Annotated in this window: 23 protein-coding genes; 17 read left to right on the top strand and 6 right to left on the bottom strand. The window is 64.7% G+C overall.

The features are described 5' to 3' along the window. Window positions 1–224 precede the first annotated feature (224 nt). On the bottom strand, window positions 225–749 hold the full coding sequence (locus P0D87_RS07995; protein WP_044021733.1) for a hypothetical protein: 525 nt from the start codon (window positions 747–749) through the stop codon (window positions 225–227). Window positions 750–1,018: 269 nt separating this feature from the next. Here P0D87_RS07995 and P0D87_RS07990 point away from each other — a divergent pair, with 269 nt between their 5' ends. The 10 genes from P0D87_RS07990 to iscX all read left to right on the top strand — a co-directional run bounded on the left by P0D87_RS07990 (window position 1,019) and on the right by iscX (window position 8,237). Continuing rightward, entirely contained in the window at window positions 1,019–1,258 is a 240-nt protein-coding gene (locus tag P0D87_RS07990) for a hypothetical protein (protein ID WP_029967494.1), read from the top strand. Window positions 1,259–1,429: 171 nt separating this feature from the next. Next, on the top strand, window positions 1,430–1,927 hold the full coding sequence (locus P0D87_RS07985) for a low molecular weight protein-tyrosine-phosphatase (RefSeq protein WP_053859064.1): 498 nt from the start codon (window positions 1,430–1,432) through the stop codon (window positions 1,925–1,927). Between the two features lie 131 nt (window positions 1,928–2,058). Next, the gene (gene iscR, locus P0D87_RS07980; RefSeq protein WP_006051269.1) at window positions 2,059–2,589 is read left to right on the top strand and encodes a Fe-S cluster assembly transcriptional regulator IscR; all 531 of its coding nucleotides are present in this window, start codon (window positions 2,059–2,061) and stop codon (window positions 2,587–2,589) included. A 72-nt stretch (window positions 2,590–2,661) separates the two neighbouring features. Beyond that, window positions 2,662–3,885, top strand: coding sequence for an IscS subfamily cysteine desulfurase (locus P0D87_RS07975; protein WP_006051270.1), 1,224 nt, complete (start codon window positions 2,662–2,664; stop codon window positions 3,883–3,885). 94 nt (window positions 3,886–3,979) lie between these two features. Next, entirely contained in the window at window positions 3,980–4,396 is a 417-nt protein-coding gene (gene iscU, locus P0D87_RS07970) for a Fe-S cluster assembly scaffold IscU (RefSeq protein ID WP_006051271.1), read from the top strand. A gap of 144 nt (window positions 4,397–4,540) precedes the next feature. Further along, complete coding sequence (gene iscA, locus P0D87_RS07965) at window positions 4,541–4,864, top strand: iron-sulfur cluster assembly protein IscA (RefSeq protein ID WP_029967490.1); 324 nt, start codon at window positions 4,541–4,543, stop codon at window positions 4,862–4,864. 140 nt (window positions 4,865–5,004) lie between these two features. Then, window positions 5,005–5,532, top strand: coding sequence for a Fe-S protein assembly co-chaperone HscB (gene hscB, locus P0D87_RS07960; RefSeq protein WP_029967488.1), 528 nt, complete (start codon window positions 5,005–5,007; stop codon window positions 5,530–5,532). Window positions 5,533–5,655: 123 nt separating this feature from the next. Next, the gene (hscA, locus tag P0D87_RS07955) at window positions 5,656–7,527 is read left to right on the top strand and encodes a Fe-S protein assembly chaperone HscA (RefSeq protein WP_053858442.1); all 1,872 of its coding nucleotides are present in this window, start codon (window positions 5,656–5,658) and stop codon (window positions 7,525–7,527) included. 155 nt (window positions 7,528–7,682) lie between these two features. Next, complete coding sequence (fdx, locus tag P0D87_RS07950; RefSeq protein WP_006051275.1) at window positions 7,683–8,024, top strand: ISC system 2Fe-2S type ferredoxin; 342 nt, start codon at window positions 7,683–7,685, stop codon at window positions 8,022–8,024. Between the two features lie 15 nt (window positions 8,025–8,039). After that, window positions 8,040–8,237: a Fe-S cluster assembly protein IscX gene (gene iscX, locus P0D87_RS07945; protein ID WP_006051276.1), complete on the top strand. Its 198-nt coding sequence runs from the start codon at window positions 8,040–8,042 to the stop codon at window positions 8,235–8,237. A 131-nt stretch (window positions 8,238–8,368) separates the two neighbouring features. Here the strand turns inward: iscX and P0D87_RS07940 are convergent, their stop codons facing one another. The 5 genes from P0D87_RS07940 to P0D87_RS07920 form a co-directional block, all read right to left on the bottom strand. Further along, entirely contained in the window at window positions 8,369–9,127 is a 759-nt protein-coding gene (locus P0D87_RS07940; protein WP_053858441.1) for a glycine zipper 2TM domain-containing protein, read from the bottom strand. A gap of 234 nt (window positions 9,128–9,361) precedes the next feature. After that, a complete protein-coding gene (lysS, locus tag P0D87_RS07935; protein ID WP_029967482.1) occupies window positions 9,362–10,888 on the bottom strand; it encodes a lysine--tRNA ligase in 1,527 nt (508 codons plus the stop codon). Between the two features lie 117 nt (window positions 10,889–11,005). Then, window positions 11,006–12,110 (bottom strand): peptide chain release factor 2 gene (gene prfB / locus P0D87_RS07930; protein WP_107706556.1). Its coding sequence is split into 2 segments (ribosomal slippage): window positions 11,006–12,028 and window positions 12,030–12,110, totalling 1,104 coding nucleotides; the frame shifts between segments, so codons are not numbered across the junction. A 184-nt stretch (window positions 12,111–12,294) separates the two neighbouring features. After that, complete coding sequence (gene recJ / locus P0D87_RS07925) at window positions 12,295–14,001, bottom strand: single-stranded-DNA-specific exonuclease RecJ (protein WP_053858440.1); 1,707 nt, start codon at window positions 13,999–14,001, stop codon at window positions 12,295–12,297. A gap of 59 nt (window positions 14,002–14,060) precedes the next feature. Then, the gene (locus tag P0D87_RS07920; protein WP_053858439.1) at window positions 14,061–15,239 is read right to left on the bottom strand and encodes a hypothetical protein; all 1,179 of its coding nucleotides are present in this window, start codon (window positions 15,237–15,239) and stop codon (window positions 14,061–14,063) included. Window positions 15,240–15,844: 605 nt separating this feature from the next. On the opposite strand from P0D87_RS07920, the gene P0D87_RS07915 reads away from it, so the two are divergent. The 7 genes from P0D87_RS07915 (at window position 15,845) to kdsA (ending at window position 25,748) form a co-directional block, all read left to right on the top strand. Beyond that, on the top strand, window positions 15,845–17,098 hold the full coding sequence (locus P0D87_RS07915) for a lipoprotein-releasing ABC transporter permease subunit (protein ID WP_006051283.1): 1,254 nt from the start codon (window positions 15,845–15,847) through the stop codon (window positions 17,096–17,098). After that, window positions 17,091–17,834 carry a lipoprotein-releasing ABC transporter ATP-binding protein LolD gene (gene lolD / locus P0D87_RS07910; RefSeq protein WP_029967476.1) on the top strand — a complete coding sequence of 248 codons (744 nt, stop codon included), beginning with the start codon at window positions 17,091–17,093 and terminating at the stop codon, window positions 17,832–17,834. The genes P0D87_RS07915 and lolD overlap by 8 nt, the downstream gene beginning before the upstream one ends. A gap of 163 nt (window positions 17,835–17,997) precedes the next feature. Beyond that, window positions 17,998–18,786 (top strand): TatD family hydrolase, encoded by a 789-nt coding sequence (locus tag P0D87_RS07905; RefSeq protein WP_029967474.1) that lies wholly within the window; start codon window positions 17,998–18,000, stop codon window positions 18,784–18,786. A gap of 134 nt (window positions 18,787–18,920) precedes the next feature. Further along, window positions 18,921–22,052 (top strand): ComEC/Rec2 family competence protein, encoded by a 3,132-nt coding sequence (locus P0D87_RS07900; protein WP_053858437.1) that lies wholly within the window; start codon window positions 18,921–18,923, stop codon window positions 22,050–22,052. 246 nt (window positions 22,053–22,298) lie between these two features. Next, complete coding sequence (locus P0D87_RS07895) at window positions 22,299–23,102, top strand: alpha/beta fold hydrolase (protein WP_006051287.1); 804 nt, start codon at window positions 22,299–22,301, stop codon at window positions 23,100–23,102. A gap of 121 nt (window positions 23,103–23,223) precedes the next feature. Next, window positions 23,224–24,897 carry a CTP synthase gene (gene pyrG / locus P0D87_RS07890; protein ID WP_006051288.1) on the top strand — a complete coding sequence of 558 codons (1,674 nt, stop codon included), beginning with the start codon at window positions 23,224–23,226 and terminating at the stop codon, window positions 24,895–24,897. After that, the gene (gene kdsA, locus P0D87_RS07885) at window positions 24,894–25,748 is read left to right on the top strand and encodes a 3-deoxy-8-phosphooctulonate synthase (protein ID WP_053858436.1); all 855 of its coding nucleotides are present in this window, start codon (window positions 24,894–24,896) and stop codon (window positions 25,746–25,748) included. The genes pyrG and kdsA overlap by 4 nt, the downstream gene beginning before the upstream one ends. The last annotated feature ends 36 nt before the right edge of the window (window positions 25,749–25,784 follow it).

Here is a 25,784-nt window from a genome sequence, read left to right as displayed (position 1 = left end):
AAGGTTGGGGCGGCGCTCTGCCGTCGTGCGAGTGCTACTGCTACTGCTAGTGAGTTGTGCAACGTGCCGGTAGAAGTTTTCGCGAGCGCCAACTGCTGTTGCGCCGGCCCTCCACGATTTCCTCGGTCTGTGCCCGGCGCTGGCGCCATGCGCCGACGCTGACCTGCGTGGCAAGTCGCATGACACGCCGCGGCGTGCCGTTCAGCGTTTTCTAAAGCGCTGCTCTAATGCGTCGTCATGCCCCGAGCCGGATTGCCTCTCAACACGGGTGCGCCGGCATCGCCGCGACCGCCCGCCTGCGGTGCTGGCGCCGGCGCGGGCGGCGGCGGGGGCGGCGGCGCGACGCCGGGCCGCGGCGCATTCGAGCCGCTCGGACCGCGCGGACCCGCGACCGCTCCCTGCGGAGGCGGTCCGCCGTTGGGCTGGCCGCGAGGTCCACCGTTGGGTTGGCCATGCGGCCCACCGTTTCCGCCCCGATTGCCGTGGTCTCCGTCGTAGTACGGCCGCCCTCGGTATCCGCCGTATCCTGGACCGTAATAGCGCCCCGGACCGCCGTAATAGCCCGGACCGTAATAATTGCTGTAGCCCATGTAGACGTTCGTCTGCGGGACGGGCGCGCCGTACGCGTCGTAGTAGCCGTCGTAGGTGCTGTAGCCGTTGCTGTACATCGGCGTGCCGTCCGGATAGACGGCGCAGCCGCCGAGCAGGGCGGCGACGGCGACAGCGGCAAAGGGTGCGAAGCGTTTCATTTCAAGCTCGAGACAGTAGGTTTCGTAGTAATGAGACCGCAATTATGCGCATCCGTGGCGGTAGCTTTGTATGCTTTTGTAAGGACTTATTTTTCGTGCCAGGCGTGAGCCGATCGCGCCTGATCGTGTCCGCATCCAATCACTGTTCCATTTCCGACAACGCTGTATCGCGCCTGAGCCGGTTTTTCCCGATTGGCTATTCCTATAGGATTCGTCATGGGCATAGTAAGCGATGAGCTTACCTACCCCTCCTTTGGAAGAACGACATCATGAAAAAGACAATAGCGGTGTACTGGCCTCTCGCACTGGTCGTCGGATTAGCGGCAGTGGCGTATCTGCACATTTGCGGCGATCTGTCCGCGCGCGGCTCGCAGGCGCCGCTGGCGGCAGACCAATTGACCGCCGAACTGGCGCGGGCGGCGTCCTACGGCATGATCGACGACGCGTCGTCCGCGCCGGTCAAGCCGTTGCGCGCCGTGACCGCGCTGCCTCTGGCGCAGGCGTCCTGAACTTGAACTTGAACCTGAGCCCGCGAGCGGCCGAAGCAATGCCGGGCGGCGTCCGCAGCGCGATTTCGTGCGCCTTTGTATAATCGCGGCACCGCGCGGCGGGCGTCGCGTCGCGGCTTGTTTGCCGCCATTCGCACCTCACCGCGCCGAAAAGCGCAAAAGAAGCCTCCGATGAAAACTGTGTCCATCTGCTTTGTCTGCCTCGGGAACATCTGCCGTTCGCCGACCGCGGAAGCCGTGATGCGCCGTCTCGTCGACGAGGCGAAGCTTGGTGGGCGCATTTTGCTCGACTCCGCCGGCACGGGCGACTGGCACATCGGCCAGCCGCCGGACGAGCGCGCGCAGCACGCCGCGCGCGGCCGCGGCTACGATCTCGCGGCACTGCGTGGGCGGCAGATAGCGGACATAGACTTCGACCGCTTCGACCTGCTGATCGCAATGGACGACAAGAACGTCGCCGCGCTGCGCCAGGTGTGTCCGCCGGACCAGCAGGACAAGATTCGCCTGCTGATGGAGTTCGTGCCCGAAAGCGACGCTCGCTGGAGCGGCTCGCGCGAAGTCGTCGATCCGTATTTCGGCGGCGCGGAAGGTTTCGAGCAGGTGCTGGATCAATGCGAGGCGGCTTGCCGCGGGCTCATCGCCGCATTGCGCCCCCAATTGATCGACTAGGTCGCGGCGTCGCTGGGAAAAAGCGCGCGAGCAATTAAGTAATGACCCACATCCCAGGAGGGATACTTGACTAAATCGGTCATGTATTTATACTTGACAAAACTTGTCGAGAATAGCGGTTCCCCATACATATGAGACTCACCACGAAAGGCCGTTTCGCCGTCACGGCGATGATCGACCTGGCTTTACGCCAGGAGCAGGGCCCGGTGACGCTTGCAGGTATCAGCCAGCGCCAGCATATCTCCCTGTCGTACCTCGAGCAGCTGTTTGGCAAGCTGCGTCGTCATGAAATCGTCGAGTCCGTGCGCGGGCCGGGCGGCGGCTACAATCTCGCGCGCCGCGCCGAAGACGTGACGGTGGCCGACATCATCATCGCGGTGGACGAGCCGCTCGACGCCACCCAATGCGGCGGCAAGGGCTCGTGCGAGGGCACCAAGCAGCACGACGGCCATTGCATGACGCATGAGCTGTGGTCCACGCTGAACCAGAAAATGGTCGAGTACCTGGATTCGGTCTCGCTGAAAGATCTGGTCGACCAGCAACGTTCGCGCGAAGGCGCGCCGGCCGTTCTGCGCGACAGGCGCAGTGAGGCGCCGGCGGTCGAGCCGGTTCGCGTGGCGCCCAAAGGTCCTAATTCCGTTTTCAACATGGCCGGTTCGTAAGACGCGGCGCGGCATACCGCAGCGCGATCACGAATTCAGAAGCCAGAGCACACGACGTCCCCGGAGCGATACATGAACAACGAGATTCCCCACCTGCCCATTTACATGGACTACAGCGCCACGACCCCGGTCGATCCGCGCGTGGTGGACAAGATGATTCCGTATCTGCGCGAGCAGTTCGGCAACCCCGCGTCGCGCAGCCATTCGTATGGCTGGACGGCGGAGCGCGCGGTCGAAGAAGCGCGCGAAAACGTCGCCGCGCTCGTCAATGCCGATCCGCGCGAAATCATCTGGACCTCGGGCGCAACCGAGTCGGACAACCTCGCGATCAAGGGCGCCGCGCACTTCTACAAGAGCAAAGGCAAGCACATCATCACGGTGAAGACCGAGCACAAGGCCGTGCTCGACACCTGCCGCGAGCTGGAGCGTGAAGGCTTCGAAGTCACGTATCTGGATGTGCAGGACGACGGTCTGATCGACCTCGAGAAGTTCAAGGCCGCGCTTCGCCCGGACACGATTCTCGTGTCGGTGATGTCGGTGAACAACGAGATCGGCGTGATTCAGGACATCGAGGCAATCGGCGAAATCACCCGTGAAAAAGGCATTATTTTTCACGTGGACGCCGCGCAAGCCACCGGCAAGATCGATATCGATTTGCAAAAGCTGAAGGTCGACCTCATGTCCTTCTCGGCGCACAAGACGTATGGTCCGAAGGGCATCGGCGCGCTGTACGTGCGCCGCAAGCCGCGCGTGCGTATCGAGGCGCAGATGCACGGCGGCGGTCATGAGCGCGGCATGCGTTCGGGCACGCTGGCTACGCATCAGATCGTCGGCATGGGCGAGGCGTTCCGCATCGCGCGCGAGGAAATGGCAACGGAAAACGAGCGCATTCGCATGCTGCGCGACCGGTTGCTGCGTGGGCTGTCGGAGATCGACGAAGTCTATGTGAACGGCGACATGGAAAAGCGTGTACCGCACAACCTGAACATCAGCTTTAATTTCGTCGAAGGCGAATCGCTGATCATGGCGGTGAAAGACGTGGCGGTGTCGTCGGGTTCGGCGTGCACGTCGGCTTCGCTGGAACCGTCGTACGTGTTGCGCGCGCTTGGCCGTAACGACGAACTCGCGCACAGCTCGATCCGCTTCACGGTGGGCCGCTTCACGACCGAGCAGGACGTGGACTACGTGATCAATCTGCTGAAGACGAAAATTGCGAAGCTGCGCGATCTGTCGCCGCTGTGGGAAATGCACCAGGACGGCATTGATATTTCGACGATTCAGTGGGCAGCGCACTGACGCGCCGGCTAGTCGAAACGATCGCGCAATTTACCGCGCAGTTCACCGCGCAATTTACGAACACGCAGATTGAAACGAATCAAGGAGTGTAATCATGGCTTATAGCGACAAGGTTCTGGACCACTACGAAAACCCGCGCAACGTCGGCTCGTTCTCGAAGGACGACGACGCGGTCGGCACCGGCATGGTCGGCGCACCCGCATGCGGCGACGTGATGAAGCTGCAGATCCGCGTGGGCGCGGACGGCATCATCGAAGACGCGAAGTTCAAGACGTACGGCTGCGGTTCGGCGATCGCGTCGAGCTCGCTCGTCACCGAGTGGGTGAAGGGCAAGACGCTCGATCAGGCTATGTCGATCAAGAACACGCAGATCGCCGAAGAACTCGCGTTGCCGCCGGTGAAAATCCACTGCTCGATTCTCGCGGAAGACGCGATCAAGGCAGCGGTCGCCGACTACAAGCAACGTCACGGCGAAGCAGCAGTAGTGGAAGGCGACCAGCAGCACGCCTGAAGCCACGAGTTCGAAAGCGATCGGGCGAGTTGAAGCGAACGGCGGAAGCGAACGGCGCGGTGGGTTCGCGCCGTCACGCATGAGCGATATTTGATGCAGGCAGGGCAGCGGGGCGTCGGCACGCACCGCGCAATGAGAAACGCTATGGCAATTACGTTGACCGAAAAGGCAGCACAGCACGTGCAGAAGTATCTGATCCGTCGTGGTAAAGGCGTGGGCCTGCGTCTGGGCGTGCGCACCACCGGCTGCTCCGGCTTGGCCTACAAGCTCGAGTATGTGGACGAACTCGCGCCCGAAGACGAGGTATTCGAATGCAACGGCGTGAAGATCATTGTCGACCCGAAGAGCCTCGCTTATATCGACGGAACCGAGCTCGATTTCGCGCGCGAGGGCCTGAATGAAGGCTTCAAGTTCAACAATCCGAACGTGAAGGACGAGTGCGGTTGCGGCGAGTCGTTCCGCGTATAACCGGAACTTCCGCGTGGAGCGGACCAAAGGCGGCGCGGGCCGCCTTTTTAGTTTGCTTCGCAAGATCGCACAATCACACGATCGCACCGCGGGACTGCGCTTTGCATGCGCTCCTTTGAATGAACGGAAACTTCTATCCGATGGCCTCGCTGAACGATAGCCACTTCGACCTCTTTGGTCTTCCGGCGCAATTCGCGCTCGATCCCGCCGCGCTCGATCACGCGTATCGCACGGTGCAGGCGCAAGTGCATCCGGACCGCTTCGCGGCGGCCGGCGACGCGCAAAAGCGCATCGCGATGCAATGGGCGACGCGCGCGAACGAGGCGTATCAGACGCTGCGCGATCCGCTCAAGCGCGCGACGTATCTGTTGCATCTGCGCGGCATCGACATCGGCGCGCACGACAACACGGCGATGGAGCCGGCGTTTCTGATGCAGCAGATGGAATGGCGCGAAGCGATCGAAGACGCCGCCGCGGCGAAGAACGTCGACGCGCTCGATGCGCTGCTCGGCGAATTGCGCGACGAAGAGCGCGTGCGTTTCGACAAGCTCGGCGCATTGCTCGACAGCGGCGCGGACCAGGCGGCGGGCGAGGCGGTGCGGCAGTTGATGTTCATCGAACGGGTGGCGTCGGAAACCGGCTCGCAGATCGAGCGGCTCGAGAGCTAGCCTCGTTCAGCGCGTCGCATACCGGCGCGTCGCATCGCATCGCATTGGCGCTGACGCGGCTTTGGCACTACATCCAGCAACGCAAAATTCAGGACGGGGCTTCGCGGCTCCGAGAAGATCCAGATGGCCTTACTGCAAATCTCCGAACCCGGCATGGCGCCGGCGCCCCATCAGCGGCGTCTGGCGGTCGGTATCGATCTCGGCACGACCAATTCTCTCGTCGCCGCCGTGCGCAGCGGTGTGCCCGACGTGCTGCCTGACGAAGATGGCCACGTGTTGCTGCCCTCTGTCGTGCGCTACCTGGAAAAGGGCGGCCGGCGTATCGGCCGCGCGGCCAAGGCCGAGGCGGCGACCGATCCGCGCAACACGATCGTCTCCGTCAAGCGCTTCATGGGCCGCGGCAAGGCGGAAGTCGAGGGCGCCGAAAACGCGCCGTACGATTTCATCGACGCGCCCGGCATGGTGCAGATTCGCACCGTCGACGGCGTGAAGAGTCCGGTCGAAGTGTCGGCGGAAATTCTCGCGACGCTGCGCCAGCGCGCCGAAGACACGCTCGGCGACGAACTGGTCGGCGCGGTCATCACGGTGCCGGCCTATTTCGACGAGGCGCAGCGCCAGGCCACGAAAGACGCCGCGCGCCTCGCCGGCCTGAACGTGCTGCGCCTGCTGAACGAACCGACGGCGGCCGCAATCGCCTACGGCCTCGACAACGGCTCGGAAGGCCTGTACGCGGTCTACGACCTCGGCGGCGGCACCTTCGACCTGTCGATTCTGAAGCTCACGAAAGGCGTGTTCGAAGTGCTGGCGGCGGGCGGCGACTCCGCGCTCGGCGGCGACGATTTCGACCACGCGCTCTATCGCCATGTGCTGCAGCAGGCCGGCATCGCGCCGCAGTCGCTCGCGCCGGAAGACGTGCGGCTGCTGCTCGACAGCGTGCGCACGACCAAGGAGGCGTTGTCGAACGCGCCTGAGGCAACCCTCGCCGCGACGCTTTCGAACGGCACCAGGATCGATCTGACGATCGCCGAGGCTACTTTCGAGGCCATCACACAGTCGCTCGTGCAACGCACGCTCGGCCCGACCAAGAAAGCGCTGCGTGACGCAAAAGTCGCGACGAAGGACATCAAGGGCGTCGTGCTGGTGGGCGGCGCGACCCGCATGCCGGTGATTCGCCGCGCGGTCGAAGCGTTCTTCGGCCAGCCGCCGCTGACCAATCTCAACCCGGACCAGGTCGTCGCGCTCGGCGCGGCGATCCAGGCCGATCTGCTCGCGGGCAACCGCGGCGCGGACGGCGACGACTGGCTGCTGCTCGACGTGATTCCGCTGTCGCTCGGCGTCGAGACGATGGGCGGGCTGACCGAGAAGATCATCCCGCGCAATTCGACCATTCCGGTCGCGCGCGCGCAGGATTTCACGACCTTCAAGGACGGCCAGACCGCGATGGCGATCCACGTCGTGCAAGGCGAGCGCGAGCTCGTCAGCGACTGCCGTTCGCTCGCGCGTTTCGAGCTGCGCGGCATTCCGCCGATGGCGGCGGGCGCCGCGCGCATCCGCGTGACGTATCAGGTGGATGCGGACGGCCTCTTGTCCGTGTTCGCGCGCGAGCTGGGCTCGGGCGTGGAGGCGTCGGTGGTCGTGAAGCCGTCGTATGGTCTCGCCGACGACGACATCGCGCGCATGCTGGAGGACAGCTTCTCGACCGCCGAAGTCGACATGCGCGCCCGCGCGCTGCGCGAGGCGCAAGTCGAGGCGCGGCGTTTGATCGAAGCAACCGGCGCGGCGCTCGCCGCCGACGCCGAACTGCTCGACGACAGCGAACGCGCGGAACTCGACGCGCTGCTGAACGGCTTGCGCGACGTGGCGCAGAGCGACGACGTCGACGCAATCGAAGCGGCGACCAAAAAGCTCGCCGAAGGCACCGACGAATTCGCCGCCCGCCGCATGAACAAAGGCATTCGCCGCGCGCTCGCCGGCCGCAAGCTCGACGAGATCTGACGCTTGCCGCGCTCACGTGGCCAGCCGCGGTTCGCCGCTGCAAACCCATGAGCGCGATGGACTTAAAGACACGCGGACTTAAAAACTCCGCGCGTCGCCAGTAAAATGGTGCGAAGCCTGTTTGAGGCCGCGCCTCAGACCCAAACGGAAAATGTATGCCTCAAATCGTTGTGCTGCCTCACGTCGAACTGTGCCCGGAAGGCGCGGTGATCGAAGCCGTGCCCGGCAAGAGCATTTGCGACAACCTGCTCGATAACGGCATCGAAATCGAGCATGCCTGCGAGAAGTCGTGCGCGTGCACGACCTGTCACGTGATCGTGCGTGAGGGTTTCGCCGCCTTGACGCCGTCCGAGGAAGACGAGGACGATCTGTTGGACAAGGCGTGGGGGCTCGAGCCGGCTTCGCGTCTGTCGTGCCAGGCGATCGTTCCGGCCGAGCAGGACCTGGTCGTTGAAATCCCGCGTTACTCGATCAATCACGCGAAGGAAAACCACTAACAGGAGGACGCAGCCATGAAGTGGACCGATACGCAAGACATCGCGATGGCCCTGACCGACAAGCATCAGAACGTCGATCCGCAGCAGGTGCGCTTCACCGACCTGCATCGCTGGGTCACGGAGCTGGAAGGATTCGACGACGACCCGAACCGGTCGAACGAAAAAATTCTCGAGGCGATTCAGGCTGCATGGATTGAAGACGCGGATTACTGAGGTTGCGAAGCGGTTTCGGCCGATGCCGAGGCAGGAAGGAAAAAGGCGATTCCATCATTGGAATCGCCTTTTTTATGCGCGCTGACTTCGTGTGCGTGTGAGGTTTAAGCGCCGCGGCGTTTAGTCCGCGTTTAGTCCGCGACGAGCGTGCCGTTTTGCACGCGAACGCGCTGACCTTGCTGGAAGGGCGGCGCTTCGTGATACGTGAAGTAGCGCGTCTTGCCGTTTTCCATCCGTACCCGCACGGAATACGACGTCGTGCTGCGGATATGTTTTTCGACCGAGTTGCCGGCGAGCCCGCCGCCGAGCGCGCCGAGCAGCGTCATCGCGGTGCGGCCGTTGCCGTTGCCGAACTGGTTGCCGACCACGCCGCCGGCCACTGCACCGCCGACTGCGCCGATGCCGGTGCCGTGTCCTTCCTGACGCGCCGCGGAGATCGCGACCACCGTGCCGCACGTCGAGCAATGCGCTTGCTGTACAGGCTGCTGTGGCTGAGCGTATTGAGGCGCGGGCTCGGCCTGTGGTTGCGGCGCGGGTTGCTGTTGGGCGTATTGCTGCTGCACGGGTGCGGGTGCGCGTTGCGGCTCGGCGGGCTGTGCGGCGGCTGTCTGCGCTGGCTGCTGCGCAGCCAGATTCGCCGGCGCCGCCGAATCGACCACAGGTTGCTGTTGCTGCGCGCTTTGCGGCACAACCTGCGCCGCTTGCGTCTGATTCGTCGGTTCGCCGTTGCTCGACGCCTTGGGGAGCATGCCGGTGACGGCCGCCGTGGCGACGAGGCTCGCGATGATTACCGCGCCCGCGGCAGTCGCGACGAGCGGATGAAGCCGCCGCTGAGTCGGCGGCGTCGGCGGGGCAGCTTGTGTGGCGGGTTGCGTGTTGGGCTTGTCCATCTTGACCTCCGTCTTCGGCAGAGTGACTTCTAGTGAGACCCAGTCTCGCGGAATTCGATCCCCGAGGCGTTTCGAATTGTAACGATTTGCCGGAAAGCCGTCGTGCGACGGCTGGGGGCAGCGGGGCTTTTACCTATCGTTACAAACGGCGTCTCATGCAGCGCGTGCAAAAGAAAACGCCCGACATCGAGCCGGGCGTTTCCACAAATCCACCGCAAGCAAAAACCGCGGTCTTCAGTCCTCGCGACGCAGATGCGGGAACAGAATCACGTCGCGGATGCTCGGGCTGTCGGTCAGCATCATCACCAGACGGTCGATGCCGATGCCGCAGCCGCCCGCCGGCGGCATGCCGTATTCGAGCGCGCGGATATAGTCCGCGTCGTAGAACATGGCTTCTTCGTCGCCGGCGTCCTTCTGGTCGACCTGCTTCCTGAAGCGCGCGGCCTGGTCTTCCGGATCGTTCAGCTCCGAGAAGCCGTTCGCGATCTCGCGGCCGGTAATGAAGAGCTCGAAGCGCTCCGTAATGCCCTCGACCTTGTCCGACGCGCGCGCGAGCGGCGACACTTCGAGCGGATAGTCGATGATGTACGTCGGCTCCCACAACTGCGACTCGGCGGTTTCCTCGAAGAGCGCGAGTTGCAGCGAACCCACGCCCGCGTTCAGGAACTGCGGCTGCGACGCATCCACGCCGAACTTCTTCAACTCGGTGCGCAAAAACGCGCTGTCGGCGAGCTGCTCGTTCGTGTATTGCGGCGCGTATTTCTGGATGGCCTGCGTGATCGTCAAACGGTGGAACGGCTTGGCCAGATCCAGCTCGCGCCCCTGGTACGTGATGGTGGCCGTGCCCAATGCGTCGATGGCGGCCTGGCGGATCAACTGCTCGGTGAAATCCATCACCCACTTGTAGTCGGTGTAGGCCGCGTAAAACTCGATCATCGTGAATTCCGGATTGTGGCGCACGGACACGCCCTCGTTACGGAAATTCCGGTTGACCTCGAACACGCGCTCGAAGCCGCCGACCACGAGACGCTTCAGATACAGCTCGGGTGCGATGCGCAGGAACATCTGCATGTCGAGCGCGTTGTGATGCGTGGTGAACGGCTTGGCCGCCGCGCCGCCGGGAATGGGGTGCAGCATCGGCGTTTCGACTTCCATGAAGCCGGCATCCGCCATGAATTTACGGATCGACGAAATCGCCTTGGTTCGCGCGACGAATGTCTTGCGCGTTTCCGGCGTCACGATCAGATCGACATAGCGTTGCCGATACTTCATTTCCTGGTCCGACAGGCCATGAAACTTGTCCGGCAGCGGACGCAGCGACTTCGACAGCAAACGCAGTTCGGTGCAGCGCACCGACAGCTCGCCCTTGTTCGTGCGGAACAGCACGCCGCGCGCCGCGACGATGTCGCCCATGTCCCACTTCTTGAAGGCGTCGTACGTTTCCTGGCCGACATCGGCCGGCGTGATGAAGAACTGGATCTGACCCGAGCCGTCGCGCACGGTCGCAAAGCTCGCCTTGCCCATCACGCGCTTGAGCATCATGCGGCCGGCGATCGCGACTTCGAGCGGATTCGCTTCGAGCGCTTCCTTGTCGGTGTGCTCGAACTGCGCCTGCAGATCTTCGGCGTGATGCGTGGGACGGAAATCGTTCGGATAGGCGACGCCTTGCTCGCGCAATTCGCGCAGCTTTTCGCGGCGCTCCGCGATGATCTTGTTGTCGTCCACCTCGGGCACGAGGTTCGGTTGGATCGGTTCGTTCATGATGGTCTTGGTGTTCGTGGTCCGCGTGGGTCGAGCCGCTTGCGAACAGCCAGTCGGTGAAAAACCTCAGGCAATAAAAAGAGGCGGCGCGGCTGTGCGTGCCGCGCCGGTTGTCGCTTAGACGCCTTGCTTCAGACTTGCGCTGATAAACGGATCGAGATCGCCGTCGAGCACGCTCTTCGTATTGCTGATTTCGACGTTGGTGCGCAGATCCTTGATGCGGCTGTTGTCCAGCACGTACGAGCGGATCTGATGACCCCAGCCCACATCGGTCTTGCCGGCTTCGAGCTTGTCCTGCTCGGCCTGACGCTTGCGGATTTCCGCTTCGTACAGGCGCGATTTCAGCATGGCCATGGCTTCCGCGCGGTTGCGGTGCTGCGAGCGGTCGTTCTGGCATTGCACGACGATGCCCGACGGCATGTGCGTGATACGCACCGCGGAATCGGTCTTGTTGATGTGCTGACCGCCCGCGCCCGACGCGCGGTACGTGTCGATACGCAGATCGGCCGGGTTGATGTCCACTTCGATCGAATCGTCGACTTCCGGATACACGAACACCGACGAGAACGACGTATGACGCCCGCCCGAAGAATCGAACGGCGATTTACGCACGAGGCGGTGCACGCCGGTTTCGGTGCGCAAAAAGCCGTACGCGTATTCGCCTTCTATCTTGATGGTGGCGTTCTTGATGCCCGCGACGTCGCCGTCGGTCTGCTCGAGCACTTCCGTCTTGAAGCCCTTGCGTTCGCAATAGCGCAGGTACTGGCGCAGCAGCATGGCGGCCCAGTCGCACGCCTCGGTGCCGCCCGCGCCGGCCTGGATGTCCAGGAACGCGTTGTTCGGGTCGGCGGGGTTCGCGAACATGCGGCGAAATTCCATGTCGGCCACGCGCTGCTCGAGCGCTTGCGCGTCCGCTTCGCAGGCGACGAGCGTTTCGTCGTCGCCTTCTTCACGCGCCATCTCGAACAGGTCTTGCGCGTCGCGCAAGTCGTTGTGCAGCGAGGTGAGTTTGCCGACCGTGTCGTCGAGCAGCTTCTTTTCCCGGCCGAGCGCCTGGGCGTGTTTCGAGTCGTTCCAGACGTCCGGGTCTTCGAGTTCCCGGTTGACTTCGATCAGACGACGAGATTTGTCGTCGTAGTCAAAGATACCCCCGTAGGTCGGCCGCGCGCGTGCGCAGGTCCGCCAGAGAGGCTTCGATCGCGTTGAGACGTTCCGCTTCCATGTCGATCTTTGTGGCTTCGTAAAAAGGGGAAATTATAGCCGATCGGCGTGCCGCGCCGGAGGCCTCGTGGCGATCCGGCGCGTGTTTGCGGTTGATTTTGCGGAGATTTTCGGGCGGTGCGTGCTGTGTGAGAGTTGGGCGCGAGTTGGGCGTGCGCTGCCGCGGCAGTTCGTTGACGAGCGTGCTAGCTCACCGCATGCTCGACGATCAATTGCACGCGCGACACGCCGTTCCACGTATCGCTCGCGAGCCGGTACGCGACCGTGGTGCGCGCGGGCAGCGTGTCCGTGTGGTTGAACCAGATCGCGTTGAAGCGCTGGCGGCCGCGCATCAGTTGCAGCTTGAGGTGCTTGTCCTTCACGAGCGCCTGCGACGCCACGTCGAATTCGCCCGAGAACACCGGCGCCGGAAAGCCTTGGCCCCACACGGCGGCGTCGAGCATGTCGACGAATTGCGGCGTGAAATACGCGTCCTCGAGTTCGCCGTCGGTTTCGACGGTGCGCGACAGCGCGTCGTCGCTCAGCCATTCGCGGCCGACCGCTTCGAACGCGGCCGTGAAACGCGGCACGTCGGCGGTCGAGAGCGTGAGGCCCGCGGCCATCGCGTGGCCGCCGAATTTGACGATCATGCCGGGTTCGCGCTTCGAGATCAGATCGAGTGCATCGCGCAGATGAAAGCCCGCGATAGAACGCCCCGAGCCTTTGACGAGCTGGCCGCTGTCGTCGGCGAGCGCGAACGTGAACGCGGGCCGGTGAAACTTCTCCTTCAGCCGTCCCGCGACGATGCCGATCACGCCCTGATGCCACGCCGGATTGAACAGCGTGATGGTGGTCGCGCCGTCGGGGTCGATCGACGAGAGGTCGTCGAGCGCCTGCTGCTGCATGCCGGCTTCGATCTCGCGCCGCTCGCGGTTCATCGTGTCGAGCTGCTGCGCGAGTTCCCATGCGCGGCCGATGTCGTCGGTTGTCAGGCATTCGATCCCGAGCGACATGTCGGACAGCCGTCCGGCCGCGTTCAGGCGCGGACCGAGCGCGAAGCCGAGGTCGAAGCCCGACGCGTTGCGCGCGTCGCGAGCGGCCGCGCGAAAGAGGGCGGCGATGCCCGGCTGCATCTTGCCTTTGCGGATGCGCTGCAAACCTTGCGCGACGAGCACGCGGTTATTGCCGTCGAGCTTCACGACATCGGCGACGGTGCCGAGCGCGACCAGATCGAGCAGGCCGTCCAGGCGCGGCTCGGGAAAGTCGTCGCCGAACGCGCCGCGCCGGCGCAATTCCGCGCGCAACGCGAGCAGCACGTAAAACATCACGCCCACGCCCGCGATGCACTTGCTCGGGAACTCGCAGCCCGGCTGATTCGGATTGACGATGGCGCGCGCGGCCGGCAACTGGTCGCCGGGCAGATGGTGATCGGTGACGAGCACGTCGATGCCGAGCGCGTTCGCCGCTTCCACGCCGTCCACGCTCGCGATGCCGTTATCGACGGTGATCAGCAGTTCCGGCTTGCCCGACGCGCTTTGCGCGGCCAGCGCGACGATCTCGGGCGTGAGCCCATAGCCGTATTCAAAGCGGTTCGGCACGAGGTAATCGATCTTGCCGCCGAACATGCGCAGCCCGCGCACCGCGACTGCGCAGGCGGTGGCGCCGTCGCAATCGTAATCGGCGACGACCAGCATGCGGCGCTTCTGCTGGATGGCGTCGGCGAGCAGCGCGGCGGCCTCGTCGCAACCCTTGAGCGCGGCGGGCGGCACGAGGCGCGCGAGGCCGGTTTCGAGCTCGTCGGGCAGGCACACGCCGCGCGCCGCATAGAGGCGCGCGAGCACCGGATGCAGGCCGTGGCGCACGAGGATTTCGGCGTCGACGGGAGAACAGGCGCGCGTAACGATTCGGGTCATTGTGAAGGGGCGTCGGTTGGTGCGTCGATAGGGGCGTGGACGTTAGGTCGTGCGGTCGATCATTCGATGAACAGCGACGCGAGCACGCGCCGCCGCCAGAACTTGCGCAGATCGCCGCGTGTGATGCTGAGCGTCACCGAGCCAGTGTCGCCGCATAGCGTCAGGCCGAGTTGCGCGAGCGCGCCCGATTCGAGCGCTGCGAGCGCCGGTTCGATCCAGTCGCCCTGCAACGACGCGAAGGCCGCGTTCCAGCGGGCCCAGTCCTGTTCGATGTAAGGCGCCGAGAACGGATCGAGCTCGACGAGCGTTGTGTTGTTGTCGCTGCCGGCGTCTTTAGCCAACGGCGACGACGCCGACGACGCCAGCGCCGCGAACGACGCCGGCGGCGCCGCGACCGGCGTGCCGGCCGTCATCGCGAGGCCGCGCGTGGCGGCGGCGTCGGAGAAAACTTGCGTGAACGGGCTTTGCACAGGACGCGCCGCGCCTTGCGCATGAAACCAGATGGAGTTGACGGCGGGCAGGCCGCGCGCTTCACGCGACTCGTTGACGGGATGCTCGAACCAGGCCATCTGCACTTCGTTCTGCAGCTTCATCCACGCGCGCGAGCGCTCGCCGGAATGCGCCTCGTGCGGCAGCCAGATTTCGATGTTGCGGCCGCTCGCGCGCAGCGGCGATGCGCCGGCGAGCGTGCCGAAGCCGTCGCCGGACAGATACCAGCGCGTGGGATTCGGCGCCTCGATTCGCACGCCGAGTTCTTCGATGAGCGGCCGCGCCACCGCGAGCAGCGCGCTGGCTTCTTCGTCCGAGAGTTCGAGCGACGCCGGATCGATTAGCACCAGATGGTCATGCGCGATGCGCACGTGCACCGGCTGCACGCAGGCCCAGGTGGCGTCGCCGGGATCGCCGCCGTCGGCGCGCAGCATGTACGGGGCGAGCGGGGCTTCGTCGGCGGCCGGGCTTGCATTGGTGGCGTCGGCGGGGCGGGTCGTGCTGGTCGCGCTCGTCGCACTGGTCGCACTGGTCGATAAAGCGCCGAACTGGCGAGCGATCCACCGTTCATGCGGCAGCGTGCGCTGGAAATCCTCGCCGATCACGCGTTCCACGAGCGTCGCGCGCGCGATCAGCCGGTCGAGGGCGGGGCTGCGGATGTCGTGGAGGGCAGTGACGGCATCGGCTGCGGCAGGCAGCGCGAAAGGAAGCAGAAGATGGAGGCGGTTGGCGTGCATGATGCTGCGCATTGTAGGGCAAAGCGTGCGGCGATTTCGATTGGCGCGGCGGATGGCGGGCGCGGGCGTTGGCGTCGCGGAGGGCGTGAAGCGGCTGGCGGACGGCGGGAGCATTTGCGCTGGGGCGGGCGTAGAGCGGCTGGCGGACAGCGGGAGCATTTGCGCCGCGGTGGGCTCGCGAGGGATCGCCGCAGGGCGCTTTGCGGCGAAGGCGGTGAACGCGCAAGCCGGCGCACCGCGGGAACGCGTCAACTCCGGCAACGCGTCCACGCAGCGACACGTCAACTGCGGCAACCGGTCAACCGCGCGGACCTCGCCGACCCGCCGCTCGTCACCCGTCCCTTTACGCGGCGGCGCGGCATTGTATGGCAAACTTCGCGCTTGATTGACGGTGGCGGCATCGGCGATATGGGGTGGAGTCTGGCGCGGAGTTGCGCCGCCAGACCAGACTGGAACCATCCGCATTGCCGCGACACCAATGATCAGGACACTCGGGCCACGCAACCATGCGCAACCGCGGGCAGCCGCAAGCAACCGCAACCGCAGCCGCGCAGCGGCGGCCCCGGCGGCAAGAGTGGCCGAAGAACGGTGGCCGAAGAACGCAGAAAAGGACTCGCTTGAAATTTCCCTATGAATGGCAGATCGGCTGGCGCTACACGCGCGCCGGCAAACGCACGACCGGCAACGGTTTTATCTCCTTTATCGCGCTCGTGTCGATGTCGGGCATCGCGCTCGGCGTGGCCGCGCTGATCGTCGTGCTGTCCGTGATGAACGGCTTCCAGAAAGAAGTGCGCGACCGGATGCTGTCGGTGCTCGCGCACGTCGAAATTTTCTCGCCGACCGGGTCGATGCCCAACTGGCAACTCACCGCTCAGGAAGCGCGCCAGAACAAGGAGGTGATCGGCGCCGCGCCCTATGTCGAAGCGCAGGCACTGCTCACACGCCAGGACGCCGTGAGCGGCGTCGCGCTGCGCGGCATCGAACCGGCGCTCGAGCCGCAGGTCTCGGACATCGGCAAGGAAATGAAAGGCGGCAAGCTGACGGACCTCGTGCCGGGCGAATTCGGCATCGTGCTGGGCGCGGATCTCGCGACCAACCTGGGCGTCGCCGTCAACGACAAGATCACGCTCGTCGCGCCCGAAGGCACCATCACGCCGGCCGGCATGCTGCCGCGCCTGAAGCAGTTCACGGTGGTGGGCATCTTCGAGTCCGGGCATTACGAGTACGACAGCACGCTGGCGCTCATCAACATCAAGGACGCGCAGGCGCTGTTCCGGCTGCCCGCGCCGACCGGCGTGCGGCTGCGCCTCGCCGACATGCAGCGGGCGCCCGAAGTCGCGCATCAGCTCGCGCGGAGCCTCTCCGGCGACCTGTATATCCGCGACTGGACCCAGCAGAACAAGACCTGGTTCTCGGCGGTGCAGATCGAAAAACGCATGATGTTCATCATCCTCACGCTGATCATCGCGGTGGCGGCGTTCAATCTCGTGTCGTCGCTGGTGATGACGGTGACCAACAAGCAGGCCGACATCGCAATCTTGCGAACGCTCGGCGCGCAGCCGCGTTCGATCATGAAGATTTTTGTCGTGCAGGGCGTCACGATCGGCTTTATCGGCACGGCGACCGGCGTTGCGCTCGGTTGCCTGATCGCGTGGAGCATTCCGTGGCTCGTGCCGATGATCGAGCATGCGTTCGGCGTGCAGTTCCTGCCGCCGTCGGTGTATTTCATCAGCGAGTTGCCGTCCGAGCTGATTCCCGCCGACGTCGCGCGCATCGGCATCATTGCATTCCTGATGTCGGCCGTGGCCACGCTTTACCCGAGCTGGCGCGGCGCCAAAGTCCGTCCCGCGGAGGCGCTGCGTTATGAATGACCGTTCCGCAACTTTACCCATGACCGCTCAGGAAACGACGCCGCATCCCTACGTGCTGGAAGCGACCGGCATTTCGAAGTCGTTCGTGCAGGGCGGTCTGAATGTCCAGGTGCTGAACAACACGCAGTTGAGCGTGCGGCGCGGCGAGAAACTCGCGATTGTCGGCGCGTCCGGTTCAGGCAAGAGCACGCTGCTGCATGTGCTCGGCGGTCTCGACGATCCGAGCGCGGGCCATGTCTCGGTGATGGGCAAGCCGTTCACGAAACTCTCCGAGCGCGAGCGCAACGACCTGCGCAATCGCGCGCTCGGCTTCGTGTATCAGTTTCATCATTTGCTGCCGGAATTTTCCGCGCTCGACAACGTCGCGATGCCGCTGCGAATTCGCCGCATGACAACCGAAGCGTCGCGCCGCGAGGCGCTCGCGGTGCTGGAGCGCGTCGGCATGGCGCATCGCGCGAAACATCGGCCGGGCGAACTGTCGGGCGGCGAGCGTCAGCGCGTGGCGATCGCGCGGGCGCTGGTCACGAAACCGGCGTGCGTTCTCGCCGATGAACCGACGGGCAACCTCGACGGCGGCACCGCGGATACCGTCTTCAACCTGATGCTGGAACTGTCGCGAACGCTCGAAACGAGCTTCGTGATCGTCACGCACGATCCGGAACTCGCGGGCCGGTGCGACCGCATCATGCGGCTGCGCGACGGCGTTCTATACGAAGAGCCGCCCGTGCCGGTGTGACGGGGAGGCGGGGCGGTGCGGGCGAAGTTGGGTTGTTGCCGGGTACGGGCTCGCCAGGTTCGCCCGCTTGGCTACGTTCCAGTCAGCGCCGCGTTCCGTTTAAAGCGTTCTGTTGCTCTGCGGCTCATTTGCTCACTCAGTTGCTCAGCTAGCGAGGCAAGTCATGTGGATCGATACGCACTGCCATCTCGACGCTTCCGAATTCGACGCCGATCGCGAGCACGTCGCGACGGCGGCGCGAGGCGCGGGCGTCGGGCGTATCGTGATTCCCGCCATTGGCCGGCAGAACTTCGCGACCGTGCGCGAACTGGCGCATCGCTTCGAAGGCGGCGCATACGCGCTCGGGATTCATCCGCTCTTCACGCCCTCCGCGCAGGACGGCGACCTCGAACTGCTGCGCGCGGAAATCGAGGCGAGTCTCGACGATCCGCGCTTTGTCGGCATCGGCGAGATCGGTCTGGACTATTTCGTCGACGGCCTCGACGACGCCCGGCAGCAATTCTTCTACAACGGCCAGCTTGAGATCGCGCGGGAATTCGATCTGCCGGTGATCTGCCATGTGCGCAAATCGCAGGACCAGGTGATCAAGGGACTGCGCCGGCACCAGATTCATCGCGGCATCGCGCATGCGTTCAACGGCAGCTTCCAGCAGGCGCAGGCCTACATCGATCAGGGGATGCATCTCGGCTTCGGCGGCAATCTGACGTTCGAGCGCGCGCGGCAGATTCGGCGCCTCGCCGAACAGTTGCCGTTCGACGCGCTCGTGGTCGAGACCGACGCGCCCGATATTCCACCCTCCTGGATCTACAAACAGCGCAACTCGCCCGAGCAGATTCCAGGCATCGGCGCGGGGCTCGCGCAATTGCGCGGCATGGCCGTCGACGAGACCGCCCTAGGCACAACGGCTAACGCGCTCGCCGCGCTGCCGCGGCTCGCACTTTCCTCTGCATAATCGAAGCGATTGATTCGAGTGGTTCGTGAGTGGTTCGCGCCGGGCGAGACACACGTCCCGGCATGCCTGTGCGTTGCGCCGCGCGGTGAGCGGGTGTTCGTTGTTTCGTCCGGTGGATGGCGGGCGGAGGGCGGATGCGTGCATGGTGGTGTGGGTTTGCGTTGGGTGTGATCTGGCTGCAGCAGCAGGCTGAGTTGCCGGGTTGGAGAGGCGGGTGCTTGTTGGTGTCGTTGGCCTGTGCGGCGTCGGCTGTTGCGATTTGGGGGTTGCGTCGGCGGGCCGAGATTCAGTGCGACGAGTGCGACGCGGGCGGCGACTACGGCGCGGTCGCACACTGGACCTTGCGGCGCTGGCGTTCTTTCGCGGGCTGGTGCGCGGTCTGTTGTGTGGCCTGGGGCGCGGGCTTCGGCTATGCCGCGTGGCGCGCCGACGCGCGGCTTGCTCCAAGCTTGCCGCTCGCGTGGGAAGGCCGCGACATCGACGTGACCGGCAGCATCAAAGGATTGCCCGCGCGCGACGATAACGGCGCGCGTTTTCTGTTCGATGTCGAGTCGGTGGACTCACACGAAGCGGGACCGCTGCCGCCGACGCCGGTCATCTTTCCTCGCGTCATTCAACTTGCATGGATCGCGGACGAAGCTCCGCCGCCGCTTCGGCCCGGCGAGCGCTGGCGTTTGCGCGTGCGTCTGAAACGGCCGCACGGCAATGCGAACTTCGGTCTGCGCGATGCGGAAGCTGCGCTGCTCGCGCGTAATGTGCGCGCCACCGGCTACGTCAGCGCGGCGGCGCAGGCGGTGCGGTTGCGGCCAGACGCGCGCGGTGTCGGCGTGACCGTGGACCGCTGGCGCGCGGCGCTGCGGGCACGAATCGACACGGTGCTTGGCAGCGCGCCGCATCGCGGCATCGTCGTCGCGCTGGCGATCGGGGCACAGGACGAGATCAGCGACGTCGATTGGCAACTGATGCGCGCCACCGGCACAAGTCATCTCGTGGCGATTTCGGGCTTGCATATCGGCTTTGCCGCGGGGATCGCCGCCTGGCTCGCGGGCGCTTTCTGGCGGCGCTCGGGATGGATCGGCCGCAACTGGCCGTTGTGGCTGCCAGCGCAAATCGTCGCGGTGACGGGCGGCGCGCTGTTTGCCGCGCTGCACGCGGCGCTGGCCGGTTTCAACGTGCCCGTGCAACGCGCGTTGTGGATGGCAAGCGTCGTCGCGCTCGCCTATGTGAGCGGGCGCAATGTGCCGCGCTCGGCCGTGCTTGCGTGGGCGCTCGGGCTCGTGGTGCTGATCGATCCGTGGGCGGTGGTGTCGGCGGGATTCTGGTTGTCCTTCTGCGCGGTGGCGGCGATTCTTTTTGCGACGTCGGGGCGGTCGCGGGTGTGGGGCCGTGAGCAGCATTTTGATGAGATCGACGACGATGGCGTTGGGGCGGGCGGGGTGTTGGCGGCGTCGTCGGGGCCAACTCGCTTGTGGCGGTCGTTGCGTTTGTCCCGCGTGCCGCGGGTGTTGGGCTTATTGGGCGTGTTGCCGTTATCGCGCTCGTCGCGGCTGTCGCGCGCGTTGCAGTTGTTCGACGTATCGCGGTTGTTGCGCCTATCGTGCTCGTCGCGGGTGTCACACGCGTTGCGATCGTTAGGCTTGTCGCGGTTGTTCCGCCTATCGCGCGCGTCCCGGTTGTCGCACTTATCGCCCTCGTTACCCTTGTCCCGCTTTCGCATTGTCGCCGCACGGCGCATTCGCGCGTTCGGCGAGCGGCTCTATGGCGCCGCCCATGTCCAGTTCGCTGTCACACTCGCGCTCGCGCCGTTGACCGTCTACTGGTTCGCCCAGATTCCGCTCATCGGCCCGCTCGCGAATACGTTCGCGATTCCGTGGGTGAGCGTGTTGGTCACGCCGTCGGTGCTGGCCGGCGTCGTGTTGCCCGCGCCGCTCGATGCCTACGCGTGGCGCATCGCGCACGCGTTGCTCGAGGTGATGATCGCGGGATTGCAACGGCTGTCCGGGCCGCGTTGGGTGCTCTGGTGGCTGCCGCAGCCGAATGCATGGACGCTCGCCGCCGCCGCGACCGGCGTGCTCTGGTGTCTTGCGCCGCGCGGCTGGCCGTTGCGCTGGGCCGCGCCGCTCACATGGCTGCCGCTTGTCGTGCCCGCGCCGTCCGGGCCGCCGCACGGCAGCTTCCGGCTAACCGCGCTTGATGTGGGGCAGGGCACGTCGGTGCTGGTCGAGACCGCGCATCACGCGCTGCTGTTCGATGCCGGACCAGGGCCCGAATCGACGCATGCCGGCGAGCGAGTAGTGGTGCCGTATTTGCGAGCGCATGGCGTGAATGCGCTCGATACATTGATCATCAGCCATGCCGATTCCGACCATTCGGGCGGCGCGCCGGCCGTGCTGGATGCCATCGAGGTTCGTCAGATGGTCGCCGCGCTCGCGCCTGCCAACGCGCTATGGACGAACGCGCGGCAACGCGGCGCAGACACATGGCCGTGCGCGGCGGGTCAGCGGTGGCAGTGGGATGGCGTCGAGTTCGCGATGCTCTGGCCCGACCCCGGGCCGCTGCAAGGCAAGCCGAACGCGCATTGCTGCGTGCTGCGCGTGAGCACGTTGCCACTGGCGGTTGCGTCGGAATCGGGTAGTGCCGTTCACAGCGGTGCGGAGAGTGCGGGCGTGGATGGCACGGGTGACACAGATAGCTCAGTGCGCAGCGCACCGACCAGCGCATCAAACACCGCACCGACCAGCGCACCGACCAGCGCACCGACCGGCGCATCGACCAACGCACCGACCGGCGCACCGACCGGCGCATCGACCAGCGCATCGACCAGCGCACCGAACAGCGCACCGACCGCGGGACCAACCCCCCAACCCCAAGCCACGCCCCTCGCCGCGCTCCTAACCGCAGACATCGAGGCCCCGTCCGAACGCGTGCTGCTTTCGCGCGATCGCGACATGCTTCGCGCTCAGGTGCTCGTGGTCCCGCATCATGGCAGCAAGACCTCATCCACTGAACCGTTCCTCGATTCTATCGACCCGCTCGTCGCGCTATTTCAGGTAGGCTATCGCAACCGGTTTCATCATCCCAGTGCGGGCGTGCTGGCGCGCTATTCGGCGCGGCACATCGAGTTGGGCAGGAGCGATTCGGACGGCGCGGTGCGCGTGCTTGTCGATCCTTACTTCGCCGCGCGCGACGCTCCGCATGCGCCAGACGCCGCGCTCACGGTCGAGCGTTATCGCGACACGCAGCGGCGCTACTGGATGGATCGATGAATGCTCGCCCAACGTTCGCTCGACGTTCGCAGATCGTGTCAGCGGCATCGGCGCATCGCAAAAGGAGAGGCTGAAAATGGGCAGTTCCGCCACACAGCCACACAGCCACACAGCCACACAGCCACACAACAAGCGCCGCCACGAGCGCACCCGCGAACGCACCCGCGAACACTGCGGCATACCTTCCAGATGCCGCACCGCTTCACCCGCCGCGCGAAAACGAAAACAGAACGGAGATAACCGCAGTTGAAAAACATCATTCATTTTTCGCACGCGAACGGCTTTCCGGCCTCGACTTACCGGACGATTTTCGCCGAACTCTCCGACGACTACGACGTGCGCTACATCGAACGCATCGCACACGATCCGCGCTTTCCGGTGACGCAGGACTGGCCGCATCTCGTCGAGCAATTGATCGACGACATCGGCCGCACGTATGAGCAGCCTGTGTGGCTCGTCGGCCATTCGCTTGGCGGTTATCTGTCGCTCATGGCCGCGCTGAAAAAGCCGCAGTGGGTGAGGGGCGTCGTGATGCTCGATTCGCCGGTGGTCGCCGGCTGGCGCAGCAGCATCCTGCGCGTGTCGCAATTCACCGGGCTCGACGAGCGGCTGTCGCCCGCGGCCGCGACCCGCACGCGCCGAACGCACTGGGCGAGCCGCGACGAGGCGTGGCGGCATTTTCATTCGAAGCCCGCGTTCGCGCGTTGGGACGAGCGCATGCTGTCCGACTACATCGAGTTCGGCATTCCGCAGGTCTCGCACGACGGCTCGCGCAGTCTCGCGTTCGATCGGCGCATCGAATATCAGATCTACCGGACCTTGCCGCACACGCTCGGTGCGCGGCTCGCGCGCGGCGCGCCGGTGCCGGTGGGTTTCATCGGCGGCACGCGCTCGAAGGAAGTCCGCCAGGTCGGCTTGAGCGCGACGCGCCGGGCGACGGGCGGGCACATCGAATGGATCGAGGGCAGCCATCTGTTTCCGATGGAAAAGCCGATCGAAACCGCGCGCGCCGTGCAGCGGATGTTGCGCGAACTGAGCGAGCGCGGCTGAGGCGGCGCGCGTCGATCGCCGTGGCTCGCGCGGCGCATCGGCTTGCCGCGGGCGCTCGCATTTTGCTGGGGTTGAGACCCTGCTTTACGGTATAATCCGTTTTTCCCGCGAGCATCCAGCGATGACCAAATATGTTTTCGTCACCGGCGGCGTAGTATCTTCCCTCGGCAAGGGTATTGCCGCCGCTTCCCTCGCCGCGATCCTCGAATCGCGCGGTCTCAAAGTCACTCTTCTCAAGCTCGATCCCTACATCAACGTCGACCCCGGCACGATGAGCCCGTTTCAACACGGCGAAGTGTTCGTGACGGAAGACGGAGCGGAAACCGACCTCGACCTCGGCCACTATGAGCGCTTCATCAGCACGAAGATGCGCAAGGCCAATAACTTCACCACGGGCCAGATTTACGAATCGGTGATCCGCAAGGAACGCCGCGGCGATTATCTCGGCAAGACGGTGCAGGTCATTCCGCACATCACGAATGAAATCCAGGCGTTCATCGAGCGTGGGGCAGCTTCCGCTACCTGCGGCGAGCCGGACGTCGCGATCGTCGAAGTCGGCGGCACGGTGGGCGATATCGAATCGCTGCCGTTCCTCGAAGCCGCGCGTCAAATGAGCCTGCGCATGGGCCGCAACAGCGCGTGCTTCGTGCACCTCACGCTGGTGCCCTGGGTCGCCACCGCCGGCGAACTGAAGACCAAGCCCACGCAACACAGCGTGCAGAAGCTGCGCGAAATCGGTATCTCGCCGCACGTGCTGCTGTGCCGCGCCGACCGCCGCATTCCGGACGACGAGCGCGCGAAAATCTCCATGTTCTCGAACGTGCCCGAAGACGCCGTTATTTCGGTGTGGGACGCGGACAGCATCTACAAGATTCCGCAGATGCTGCACGACCAGGGTCTCGACGCGATCATCTGCGAAGAATTGAAGCTCACGCCGAAGCCCGCCGATCTGTCGATGTGGGCCGAACTCGTCGAGAAGTTGCAGAATCCGAAGCACGAAGTCACGATCGGCATGGTCGGCAAGTATGTCGATCTGACGGAGTCGTACAAGTCGCTGATCGAAGCGCTGCGTCATGCATCCATGCATACGTCCACGCGCGTGAACATCGAGTACATCGATTCGGAAGAGATCGAGACGCAGGGCGTCGAAAGTCTCAAGCATCTGGACGCCGTGCTCGTGCCTGGCGGCTTCGGCCGTCGCGGCACCGAAGGCAAGATCGCCGCGATCCGCTATGCGCGTGAAGCGAAGGTGCCGTATCTCGGCATCTGTCTCGGCATGCAACTGGCCGTGATCGAATTCGCACGCGACGTGGTCGCGCTGAAAGACGCGAACAGCACCGAGTTTGATCAGGAAACGCCGAACCGCGTGGTCGCGCTGATCACCGAGTGGTACGACCGCGAAGGCCGCGTCGAAAAGCGCACGGAAGAATCCGACCTCGGCGGCACGATGCGCCTCGGTTCGCAACGCTGCCCGATCAAGCCCGGCACGATGGCCGAAGAGATTTACGGCAAGGACGTGAACGAGCGTCACCGTCACCGTTATGAAGTCAATAACCGCTTCGTGCCCCAGCTCGAAGCCGGTGGTCTTATCATCAGCGCCCGTACCCCGAGTGAAGATCTGCCGGAAATGATGGAACTGCCGCGCAGCATGCACCCGTGGTTCGTCGGCGTGCAGTTCCACCCGGAATTCACGTCCACGCCGCGCGACGGCCATCCGCTGTTCAAGTCGTTCGTCGAAGCCGCGCTCGCGCATCAGCAGTCGCGCGTCGCGAGCGAAGTCGGGGAGAAAGCATGAAACTGGGCGATTTCGAAATCGGGCTCGACAAGCCGTTTTTCCTGATCGCGGGCACGTGTGTCGTCGAATCGGAGCAAATGACGATCGACACCGCGGGCCGCCTGAAGGAAATCTGCGCGAAGCTGAACATTCCGTTCATCTACAAATCGTCGTACGACAAGGCCAATCGCAGCAGCGGCAAGTCGTTTCGCGGTCTCGGCATGGACGAAGGTTTGCGCATCCTGTCGGAAGTGAAGCGTCAACTCGGTTTGCCGGTGCTGACGGACGTTCACGCCGAGCACGAGATCGAGCAGGTCGCATCAGTGGTAGACGTGCTGCAAACGCCGGCTTTCCTGTGCCGTCAAACCGACTTCATTCACGCGTGCGCGCGTTCGGGCAAACCGGTCAACATCAAGAAAGGCCAGTTTCTCGCGCCGCACGACATGAAGAACGTGATCGACAAGGCGCGCGACGCGGCGCGTGAGGCGGATCTTTCCGAAGACCGCTTCATGGCATGCGAGCGCGGCGTGTCGTTCGGTTATAACAACCTCGTGTCGGACATGCGGTCGCTCGCGATCATGCGCGAAACCAACGCGCCGATCGTGTTCGACGCCACGCATTCGGTGCAGTTGCCGGGCGGCCAGGGCACGAGCTCGGGCGGTCAGCGCGAATTCGTGCCGGTGCTCGCGCGTGCGGCCGTGGCGGTCGGCGTCGCCGGTCTCTTCATGGAAACGCACCCGAATCCGGCAGAAGCGAAGTCGGATGGTCCGAACGCGGTGCCGCTCCATCGCATGGCCGATCTGCTCGAGACGCTCGTCACGCTCGATCAGGCCGTCAAGCGCACGCCGTTCCTCGAAAGCGATTTCAACTGATTCACGCGTTCGCCGCGTGCCGGCTTGCATATCGAC

Origin of the sequence: Paraburkholderia sp. RL17-368-BIF-A, from assembly GCF_046054045.1 — a bacterium.
GTDB lineage: Bacteria > Pseudomonadota > Gammaproteobacteria > Burkholderiales > Burkholderiaceae > Paraburkholderia > Paraburkholderia graminis.
Note: the sequence above shows the minus strand (reverse complement) of the source record. Positions and strands in the feature narration are given on the sequence as shown.